The 8,598-nt window shown below is 71.3% G+C and carries 12 protein-coding genes and 1 pseudogene; 5 read left to right on the plus strand and 8 right to left on the minus strand.

Annotated elements, in window-relative coordinates:
• Positions 1-7 precede the first annotated feature (7 nt).
• Positions 8-403 carry a hypothetical protein gene (locus tag ACX9I7_RS27715; RefSeq protein ID WP_387577050.1) on the plus strand — a complete coding sequence of 132 codons (396 nt, stop codon included), beginning with the start codon at positions 8-10 and terminating at the stop codon, positions 401-403.
• 103 nt (positions 404-506) lie between these two features.
• Complete coding sequence (locus tag ACX9I7_RS27720) at positions 507-872, plus strand: hypothetical protein (RefSeq protein WP_387577048.1); 366 nt, start codon at positions 507-509, stop codon at positions 870-872.
• A gap of 10 nt (positions 873-882) precedes the next feature.
• Here the strand turns inward: ACX9I7_RS27720 and ACX9I7_RS27725 are convergent, their stop codons facing one another.
• From ACX9I7_RS27725 to ACX9I7_RS27755, 7 genes are all read right to left on the minus strand, one after another.
• The gene (locus ACX9I7_RS27725) at positions 883-1,290 is read right to left on the minus strand and encodes a hypothetical protein (RefSeq protein ID WP_387577232.1); all 408 of its coding nucleotides are present in this window, start codon (positions 1,288-1,290) and stop codon (positions 883-885) included.
• 178 nt (positions 1,291-1,468) lie between these two features.
• The gene (locus ACX9I7_RS27730) at positions 1,469-1,843 is read right to left on the minus strand and encodes a GntR family transcriptional regulator (protein WP_189453641.1); all 375 of its coding nucleotides are present in this window, start codon (positions 1,841-1,843) and stop codon (positions 1,469-1,471) included.
• Between the two features lie 71 nt (positions 1,844-1,914).
• Entirely contained in the window at positions 1,915-3,780 is a 1,866-nt protein-coding gene (asnB, locus tag ACX9I7_RS27735) for an asparagine synthase (glutamine-hydrolyzing) (RefSeq protein ID WP_387577046.1), read from the minus strand.
• A 92-nt stretch (positions 3,781-3,872) separates the two neighbouring features.
• Positions 3,873-5,405 carry a carboxyl transferase domain-containing protein gene (locus tag ACX9I7_RS27740; RefSeq protein WP_459388872.1) on the minus strand — a complete coding sequence of 511 codons (1,533 nt, stop codon included), beginning with the start codon at positions 5,403-5,405 and terminating at the stop codon, positions 3,873-3,875.
• Between the two features lie 4 nt (positions 5,406-5,409).
• On the minus strand, positions 5,410-5,898 hold the full coding sequence (locus tag ACX9I7_RS27745) for a ribonuclease FAU-1 family protein (RefSeq protein ID WP_387577042.1): 489 nt from the start codon (positions 5,896-5,898) through the stop codon (positions 5,410-5,412).
• A gap of 40 nt (positions 5,899-5,938) precedes the next feature.
• A complete protein-coding gene (locus ACX9I7_RS27750) occupies positions 5,939-6,139 on the minus strand; it encodes a DUF397 domain-containing protein (protein ID WP_459388873.1) in 201 nt (66 codons plus the stop codon).
• The gene (locus ACX9I7_RS27755) at positions 6,136-6,930 is read right to left on the minus strand and encodes a helix-turn-helix domain-containing protein (protein WP_459388874.1); all 795 of its coding nucleotides are present in this window, start codon (positions 6,928-6,930) and stop codon (positions 6,136-6,138) included. The genes ACX9I7_RS27750 and ACX9I7_RS27755 overlap by 4 nt, the downstream gene beginning before the upstream one ends.
• Positions 6,931-7,060: 130 nt before the next feature.
• On the opposite strand from ACX9I7_RS27755, the gene ACX9I7_RS27760 reads away from it, so the two are divergent.
• Positions 7,061-7,228 carry a hypothetical protein gene (locus ACX9I7_RS27760; RefSeq protein WP_459388875.1) on the plus strand — a complete coding sequence of 56 codons (168 nt, stop codon included), beginning with the start codon at positions 7,061-7,063 and terminating at the stop codon, positions 7,226-7,228.
• Positions 7,225-7,323: pseudogene (locus ACX9I7_RS27765) on the plus strand (DUF6255 family natural product biosynthesis protein); the annotation flags it as partial. The gene ACX9I7_RS27760 and the pseudogene ACX9I7_RS27765, both read left to right, overlap by 4 nt.
• Here the strand turns inward: ACX9I7_RS27765 and ACX9I7_RS27770 are convergent.
• Positions 7,320-8,198, minus strand: coding sequence for a DUF4232 domain-containing protein (locus ACX9I7_RS27770; protein WP_459388876.1), 879 nt, complete (start codon positions 8,196-8,198; stop codon positions 7,320-7,322). The pseudogene ACX9I7_RS27765 and the gene ACX9I7_RS27770 overlap by 4 nt on opposite strands.
• A 222-nt stretch (positions 8,199-8,420) precedes the next feature.
• On the opposite strand from ACX9I7_RS27770, the gene ACX9I7_RS27775 reads away from it, so the two are divergent.
• A complete protein-coding gene (locus ACX9I7_RS27775; RefSeq protein WP_387577032.1) occupies positions 8,421-8,594 on the plus strand; it encodes a hypothetical protein in 174 nt (57 codons plus the stop codon).
• Positions 8,595-8,598: the final 4 nt, after the last annotated feature.

Raw genomic sequence — 8,598 nt, forward strand, 5'->3', positions numbered from 1 at the left:
AAGAGTCATGCCCCAGCCTCCCGTCATACCCCTGACCGCCTGGTGGGCCATCGCCGTCGCGGCGACGTTCGCGTTCCTGGCCTTCTTCGTCCCGCTCATGCCGAACCGGCGGTACCGGATCCGGATCGCCGTCGCCCCGTTCGCCGCGGTGGTGCTCGTGGCGGTGAGCTCGCTGGTGAAGCACCACAGCGCGGAGGTCTCCCTGCCGCTGTACACGGCGGCCGTCGTCGGCTTCCCACTCGGCTTCCTGGGGCGCCGCACGGAGCTCCGGGAGAAGGCCCGGTACGCGGCGGAGCACGGCAGCGACCCGGACAACGCCCTGTCCAAGGGCGCCCAGCTCCAGGCGGTCACCGTGATCATCGTGGTGGCCCTGATCGGCTCCTGGCTCTCGATGGTGGACTAGTTCGACGGCGGACTAGGCAGTCATGGTGAATACGGTGGTCGGAGAGGGTGACCGCCCGCTGTGCGGGCTTGGTCCCCACCGGCGTCGCAGGTAGCAAGGCGGAATGAAGAGCATCAGTCCTCTGAGAATGGCGACCGCCGGCCTGACCGGCCTGTTCCTGGCCGGGGGCGTGGCCTCGCCCGCCATGGCCTGGGGCGACGGCCCGTTCAGCGCCGACGGCGACACGTTCGTCCGCTTCCACGCCGGATTCACCTGCGAGGGCCACGCCCGGGCCTGTGTCAACGGGCCCGTCAACAGTGGCAACAGCAGCAACTCGCAGAACGTCCGGATCACCGGGAATCCCAGCGACAGCGGCAGCCCCGCGGACAACAGCGGCTCCGTGACCTCCGGCTCCTCCGGCACGGGCGCGGCGGCGGGCAGCTCCAACCACCAGCGGCAGCTCGTCGGGGGCAGCCGCCACCACCACTGAGGGCCTGTCTCTAGGGGAACGCCTGCTGGACCCGGGAGATGTCGTTGCCGCTGTTGCTCTGCGCACCCTTGACGTCGTTGAGGCTGTTCGTGGAGCCGGCGGCGGTCTCGATGTTCCCGCTGTCCACGGGGTTGCCGTGGTTGATGAAGTTGTTGCTGTTCTCGCTGTTCCCGCTCTGGACGGGACCGTTGACGCACGGGTGCGGCGACCGGGACACCGGCGACTGGTAGTGGAAGTCGGCCAGCCGGTTGTTGCAGACCACGCCGGAGACCGTCTCGGCGACGGTGCCGAGATCGGCGCCCACCACGGCGGACAGCAGCGAGCCCGGATTGGTCTGTGTCTGCGCCTCCGCGCTGCCGGCCCCGGTGCCGGACAGCACCAGGCCGCACGCCCCGGCGACGGTAGCCGCCCGCACGATTCCTCTCACGACGCTCCTTGCCCGGTCCGCCCGTTGTTCCCGGACGTATCGTGCTGCGGTTGGCCTCCGGCGTCCCGGCGAACCACAGAATGCCGGGGGCTCGCGGGCCATATTCAGCCGGATGGCCCACAGCCGCCCACGGCCCACGGCCTGCCGGGGCGGCCCCGGCCGCCCGGGCTCAGTCCCCGTACACCGCGCGGAGCGCGTCGCCCGCCGCCGCCAGTGCCGCGTCGTGGTCCAGCCCCAGCCGGTGGGCGCGCTGGGCGAAGGCGACCGCCGCCGCGGCGGCCTCGCGGGCGGCCGTGTCACCGGGGGCGGCGATGAACGTGCCGTTCCGCCCCCGGGTCTCGATGACCCCGTCCGCCTCCAGCGCCCGGTACGCCTTGGCGACCGTGTTCGCGGCCAGGCCCAGCTCCTCGGCGAAGCCGCGGACGGTCGGCAGCTTGTAGCCGACCGGGAGCTCCCCCGCGCGGGCGCGCTCGGCGATGCCGGCCCGGATCTGCTCGTACGGGGGCTCGGCGGCGTCCTGGTCGACGGTCATCTGCAAGGCCACGGTGGGTCTCCTGGTGAGAACTACGGTGGGTCCATTGTGCGCCAGGCGGACCCGCCGTGGCCGCAGGCCCGTTACAGGCGCAGTTCCGTGCCGTACTCGGTCAGCCACGTGTTGAGGTTGAGGACCACTTCGGTCGCCGTCCGGAACGATTCACCGGCGCGCTCGTCCAGCGCCTCGGCGACGGCCGGGGTGTCGAGCAACGGGCGTACGGGCGCGTTCTCGTCGGCCAGGAGGCCGCCGAGCGCGGTGCGCAGGGCGTCGGCGTAGCGGGGGTCCTGCGTGCTGGGGTAGGGGCTCTTGACGCGGTCGGCGACGGCGTCCGGGAGGAGGTCGCGGGTGGCGGCGCGCAGCAGGGACTTCTCGCGGCCGTCGAAGGTCTTCATGGCCCAGGGGGTGTTGAAGACGTACTCGACGAGCCGGTGGTCGCAGAAGGGGACGCGCACTTCGAGGCCGACGGCCATGCTGGCGCGGTCCTTGCGGTCGAGCAGGAGCTGGACGAAGCGCGTGAGGTGGAGGTAGCTGATCTCGCGCATCCGGCGCTCCAGGCCGCTCTCCCCGGGCAGCCGGGGCACTTCGGCGAGAGCCTCCTGGTAGCGCTGCCGCTCGTGACCGGGCAGGTCGAGCTTGGCGAGGAGGCTCTTGTCGAGGAGCGCGGTCCGGCCGCCGCTGGCCGGTCCGGAGAAGGTGTCGGCGACGCCCGCCGTGAGCCAGGGGAAGGTGTCGGCCTGGACGCACTCGGGGTCGTGGAACCAGCGGTAGCCGCCGAAGACCTCGTCCGCCGACTCACCCGACAGCGCGACCGTGGATTGTTCGCGGATGGCCTTGAAGAGAAGGTAGAGCGAGACGTCCCCGTCGCCGAAGCCCGCCGTGGGCAGGTCGCGGGCCCGCACGATGGCGTCGCGGTTGGCGCGGTCCATCAGGGCGGCCGTGTCGAGGACGATGTCGCTGTGGTGGGAGCGGACGTGCTCGGCGAGGGCGTGGGCGTAGGGGCCGTCGGGGGTGGGGCGCAGCAGGTCGGCCTTGAAGTTCTCGGTGTGGCCGGTGAAGTCCACGGAGAAGGAGCGCACCGGTCCGTGGCCGCCCTCGGCGAGGCCCTTGGCGGCGAGGGCGGTGATGGCGGAGGAGTCGAGTCCGCCGGAGAGCAGGGTGCACAGCGGAACGTCGGCGATGAGCTGGCGGGTGACGATGTCGTCGAGCAGCTCGCGGACGTGGCGGACGGTGGTGTCCGTGTCGTCGGTGTGCTCCCTGGCTTCCAGCTGCCAGTAGGGGCGGACGGTCAGGCCCTGGCGGCGGACGCGCGCGGTGTGGCCGGGGCGCAGTTCGTACATGCCGTGATAGCCGGCGTGGCCGGGGGTCTTGGTGAAGGCCAGCATCTCGGCGAGGCCGTCGGCGTCGACGACGGGCCGGACGGCGGGGTGGGCGAGGATGGCCTTGGGCTCGGAGCCGAAGAGCACCCCGTCGGGGGTGGGGTGGTAGTAGAGCGGCTTGATGCCCATGCGGTCGCGGACCAGGAGGAGTTCCTCGACGCGCGGGTCCCACAGGGCGAAGGCGTACATGCCGTTGAGGCGCTCGGTGAAGCCCTCGCCCCATTCGAGGTAGGCGTGGAGGACGACCTCGGTGTCGCTGCTGGTGCGGAATATGTGACCGTGGCTTTCCAACTGTGCGCGTAATTCGCGGTAGTTGTAGACCTCGCCACTGTAGGTGAGGGCGAGCAGGGTGCGACCGTCACCCTGCTTGACGAGCATGGGCTGCTTGCCGCCCTCGATGTCGATGACCGCGAGGCGGCGGTGGCCCAGGGCGGCGTGGGTGTCCAGCCAGACGCCGCCGGCGTCCGGGCCGCGGCAGGCCATGGTCCGGGTCATGGCGTCGAGGGTGGCGGAGGCTCGGGGAGTGGTGAGGTCCTGGTCGTAGGAGATCCATCCGGTGATGCCGCACATGTACGGGTACCCCTTTCGCTGGATGCGAGGGTAGTTGTATCCGGCAACTATGACGGTCAAACCCCGTACACGCGCGGCGCGGCAGGGCGTCCTTACGAGGCGGCGCCGCCCGGCGCGCCGAGGCGCCGGTAGCGCGCACGTCGCGCCGTACGCCGCTCCTCCTCGTCGCGCGCCGTGAGAGCGGCCATCTCCGCTCCGATGACCCGGCCGAGCGTCACCAGGAAGTCCGCACCCTCGCTGTCTTCCTCCTCCACGATGCGGTCCACGATCCCGTTCGCCAAGAGGTCGGCGGAGCGCACGCCCTGTCGTCCGGCGATCTCGTACGCCCGGTCCGTGGTGCGGTAGAGGATCGCCGAGGCGCCCTCGGGCGGCAGCGGGGAGAGCCAGGCGTGCCGGGCCGCCACCACCCGGTCCGCCGGCAGCAGGGCGAGGGCCGCGCCGCCGGCCCCCTGGCCCAGCAGCAGGCACAGCGTCGGCGCGGGCAGGTTCACCAGGTCGGCGAGACAGCGGGCGATCTCCCCGGCGAGCCCGCCCTCCTCCGCCTCGCGGGAGAGCGCGGCCCCGGCGGTGTCCACCACCGTGAGCAGCGGAAGGCCCAGTTCCGCCGCGATCCGCATCCCGCGCCGGGCCGCCCGCAGCCCGGCGGGCCCGAGCGCCTGGCCGGCGTTGAGGTCGGGTCGGCTGCCCCGGTCGTGCCCGAGCACGACGCACGGGGTACCGCCGACGCGGGCCAGCGCCAGCAGCAGCCCCGGGTCGCGCTCCCCCGCGCCCGTGCCGCTGAGCAGGGTGACGTCGGTGGCGGCCGCCTTCAGGAACTCCCGTACGCCGGGCCGCCCGGAGCGGCGTGAGGCGCGGATGGACTCCTCGGCGGAGGGCGCGACGGCCGGGGCGGGCGCCTCCGGGACACCGGCTTCCGCCGTGGCGTCCGTGGCCCCGTCCGCGCACAGCACGGACAGCGCCCGCGCGGCGACCTCCGCCAGGCTCCCGGCCGGGAGCACCGCGTCCACCAGCCCGTTCGCCAGCAGGTTCTCCGCGACCTGGACACCCGGCGGGAACTCCTCGCCGTACAGCGCCTCGTGGACGCGCGGGCCCAGGAAACCGATGAGGGCACCCGGTTCGGCGGCGGTGAGATGGCCGAGCGAGCCCCAGGAGGCCAGCACCCCGCCGGTCGTGGGGTGCCGCAGATGGACGAGGTAGGGCAGCCCGGCGGCCTTGTGGTCGGTGATCGCGGCGGCGACCTTCACCATCTGGAGGAAGGCGATCGTGCCCTCCTGCATCCGGGTGCCGCCCGAGGCCGGCGCCGCCAGCAACGGCAGCCCCTCCTCCGTCGCCCGCTCCACGGCCCGGACCAGCCGCTCCCCCGCGTCCACCCCGATCGACCCGCCCAGGAAGCGGAACTCACAGGCCACCAGCGCCACCCGGCGACCCTTTACCGTCCCCTCGCCGGTGACGACGGACTCGTCGAGCCCGGTCCGCTCCCGCGCGGCGAGCAGATCGGCGCGGTAGTCGGCGTCATCCGTCGCCAACGGCACGGGCCGGTCCCAACTGCGCCAGCTGCCGGGGTCGACGACGGCCAGGATCAGGTCGAGAGCGGGAACGGGGGCGGGTCTGCTGTGCTCGGTCATGGCCTCACCCTGCCACGGCACCCCCGGGCAGGTCTGTGAGCAAACCCGCCTTGGCCAGGCCCTCCAACTCGTCCAGCGCCCGGAGGGCGGCGTCGGCCGCACCGGGATCCCGTTCCGCCAGCCCACTGGCGGCGAACTCGTCCTCGTCGAGGCGGAGGATGGTGGCCTCGTCGGCCGAGACCCACAGGTCGAGGTCCAGGTCCTCCACGACGATCCCGTCCGGCCCGACGACGGCCGGCCGGGTGACGTCGCAGTACCACCCCTTGAGCGTGCCGCCGCCGTCCCGCACCTCCTTGACGGCGTACCAGCGGTCACGCCAGTAGTGCTCGGTGAAGACGTCGCCCTCTTCGAACCGGACGAACCCGAAGTCCCGGGCGGACGTTCCGGCCCAGGCCGCCCGTACGGCGATGTGCGTGCCGTCGTCGGTCAGGACCTCCGCCGGGTAGCGCACCTTGATGCGGCCTGCCTTGAGGAGGGAAACGGTCGTATTCATGATCGCAGCGTCTCCCGGCCCGCGCCCGGATGCCAGCGATTTACCGGAGGGCCCTGGTGAACGCCGCCCAGGCGGCGGGGACGAATATGAGCGTCGACCCCTGCGGGTTCTTGCTGTCCCGGACGGGAACGATGCCGCTGCCCGCGAGGTTGCGGGCGAACTCGACGCACTGGCCCTCATCGCCAGCGCTGTGACTGGACTTGGTCCATTCCGCCCACGAGAGATCGCGTATGTGCGTCATGCGTTCCATTCCTCCATCGCTTTGCGGATCAGCGTCAACGACGCGTCCGGGGAGAGCGCGTCGGCACGCAGCCGATCGAAGATCACCTTGGCACGGGCCACTGTCGCAGGCGACTCGAAGACCTGGCCACCGGCGAGGTGGCCCTGGTAAAGCACGTCGGGTTCGTCGACGTCGAATTGCAGGAGCGTGAAAGGGATGTGCCACGCCGGCGTGCCCGACACATACGGGAGCACCTGAAGCGTTACATCCTGCTGCCCGAGGAGATGGAGCAGCTGCTCCGTCATGACCTGCGGGCTGCCGATCATGTGCCGTAGGCACGACTCGTCGAGGACGACCCATAGCAACGGTGGATTGTCCCCCTCCATGGCCTGCCGCCGCTTGAGCCGTCGGGCGACCCTCTCGGCAGTCGTGTCCAGGTCGTCTCGTGGGTGCGCCTTGCGGAAGATCGCGTGTGCGTAGTCTTCCGTCTGCAGCAAGCCCATGATGAAGGTCGAGCTGTAGTCGAGGATCGTGGTAGCCCTCTGCTCCAGCTTTACGTACGGCACGAACCAGTCGGGATACCCCCGCTGTGCGGCCCGTTTCCGCAAGCGCGCGAACATACCCGGGGTACCGAACACCACGTCGCACGCATCGGCGAACTCCGGGCTGGCGAGCCGCTCCCCCGCCTCCACTTTCGCCACGTACTGCTGCCCGTACTGTGCCGCCTCCCCCAGCTCCCGCTGACTCATCCCTCTCTCCACGCGCCAGGCCCGCACCTCGGTCCCGAAGTAGGCCGCACCGCTCTCCGCCATCTCCCCTTCACCCCAAACGCGTTGGCGTGGCTCCAGACCTGTTGAGCGTAGGCACGAAGCGCAACGCTGGGAGCGCAAGCAGTGAACATCGCTCGCGTGAGTGAGCGACCGTCTGACAAGGGTTCGCTTCATGCCCCATACCCCCGAACAGGTCAGCGAAGCGCACACGCGCAAGCGGTGCGAGGAGTGCCAGCGCATCAAGGGCGAGTACTACGCCGCGTCCCACACGGGCGACCGTGAGCGGGCCGCGTACTGGACGACCACGATGGGCCTGCACCAGAGGCAGGCCCACTCGTGAGCCTGCGTTTCTGCGCGCACCCGGCGGAGAGCCGGAGCGAGACGCGCGGCGTCACGACGTGCGGCAACTGCGGGGTGCGCCGCTTCAGCGACTACGCCGCTCTGCTCTGGGACGAGGCGCCGCCTCCGTTAGCCGCGCCCACGACCAGGGCGAGGGGTCTGACGCCCTCCCGCTGGGGGGTGTCCTTCTTCCACGGGCCGACGCCGAGCTTTCCCGTGGTGCCGAGGTCGAGTTCCGGCGCCACCGTCATCGGCTGAGCCCCGGGCTTGGCCTCCACCCTCACGTAAGGGACGTTCACAGCGTCGCCGGCGCCGGTGGTGTTGCGCCACATCAGGCCGGCGGACGCGGACTCGCCCGGCTTCAGGACCACCGGCCTAGGCGGCTCGTCGAAAGCCTTCATGGTGGCGATATCACCGCTGCCGTGCAGGATCCCGACGCCGGAGACCGGTTTCCTGTCCTCGTCCAGCAGCCCGAGGAGCGGGTAACCCTCGACGGTGTAGGGGCGGGTTCCGCAGTTCTCCAGGTGAAGTCCCACGACGCGGAGGCCCATGGCGGCGTCGCCCTCGTCGGCCGTGACGCGGACCCCGGAAGGAGGGCACGCGCCGGTCCCGTCCGGTGCTTCGGCCGAGGGGACGCGCCGGACCTTGCCGACCCGTACCCGCCCCGGGGTGTTCGTGCGGACGGTGTCCTTCACGGTCCGGCCGGGGCCGACCGAGAACACCGTCTGTCGCTCGTTCGCCATCACCCCGCCGGAGTCGGAGAGGACCTCGAAGGTGATGGTGTACGTGAACGGTTCGGTGTCGCGGTTGGTGACCTCGAAGTCGGTCGAGGCCACCTGTCCACTGCTGCCGACGATCCTGACGCCGTCCTTCTCGGGGCCGCCGGGCACGGCGGTCCGCCCCTCGCCGCCGCCGTCCGGACGGGCGCCTCCCGGATGCGCGCTCTCCGATCCGCACGCTGTCAGGAGCACGGCGCTCGTGAAAACGGCGGATACGACACAAGGCGTGGTGATACGTATACGCATCCGGCCACCCCATCAAGCACCGGACCATTTGGGCAAGCGGCCCGAGGACGTGTAGCCACGGCCTACGCCGAGCACAGACGGCCCGGAGCCCCTGCGCGGTAGACTTGAAGAGTTCTTCAATTCACCAGTTGCCGTAAAGGTCAAGACGTATCGGGCGTGGAGGTCTGAGTGGGCGGGTTCGTCGAGGCGGCGCGGATTCGGGTGCGCGAGGCGCGGTCGGCTCTCGATGCCGCGAGGGAGGCCGGGGACGTGTACGCGGCGGCCGTGGCGGAGGAGGAGCTGGAGGACGCGCTGCGTATCGCCGAAGCGCATGGCGTGGGCACGGAGGACGAGCGGTCATGAGGGC

This window comes from Streptomyces sp. L500 (genome assembly GCF_054551825.1).

Bases quoted from the DNA above. Each gene is read 5' to 3' on its own strand.
- ACX9I7_RS27715 (WP_387577050.1), top strand. From the start codon at position 8: ATGCCCCAGCCTCCCGTCATACCCCTGACCGCCTGGTGGGCCATCGCC.
- ACX9I7_RS27720 (WP_387577048.1), top strand. From the start codon at position 507: ATGAAGAGCATCAGTCCTCTGAGAATGGCGACCGCCGGCCTGACCGGC.
- asnB (WP_387577046.1), bottom strand. From the start codon at position 3,780: ATGTGCGGCATCACCGGATGGATCTCCTACGACCAGGACCTCACCACT.
- ACX9I7_RS27740 (WP_459388872.1), bottom strand. From the start codon at position 5,405: ATGACCGAGCACAGCAGACCCGCCCCCGTTCCCGCTCTCGACCTGATC.
- ACX9I7_RS27745 (WP_387577042.1), bottom strand. From the start codon at position 5,898: ATGAATACGACCGTTTCCCTCCTCAAGGCAGGCCGCATCAAGGTGCGC.
- ACX9I7_RS27750 (WP_459388873.1), bottom strand. From the start codon at position 6,139: ATGACGCACATACGCGATCTCTCGTGGGCGGAATGGACCAAGTCCAGT.
- ACX9I7_RS27755 (WP_459388874.1), bottom strand. From the start codon at position 6,930: ATGGCGGAGAGCGGTGCGGCCTACTTCGGGACCGAGGTGCGGGCCTGG.
- ACX9I7_RS27760 (WP_459388875.1), top strand. From the start codon at position 7,061: ATGCCCCATACCCCCGAACAGGTCAGCGAAGCGCACACGCGCAAGCGG.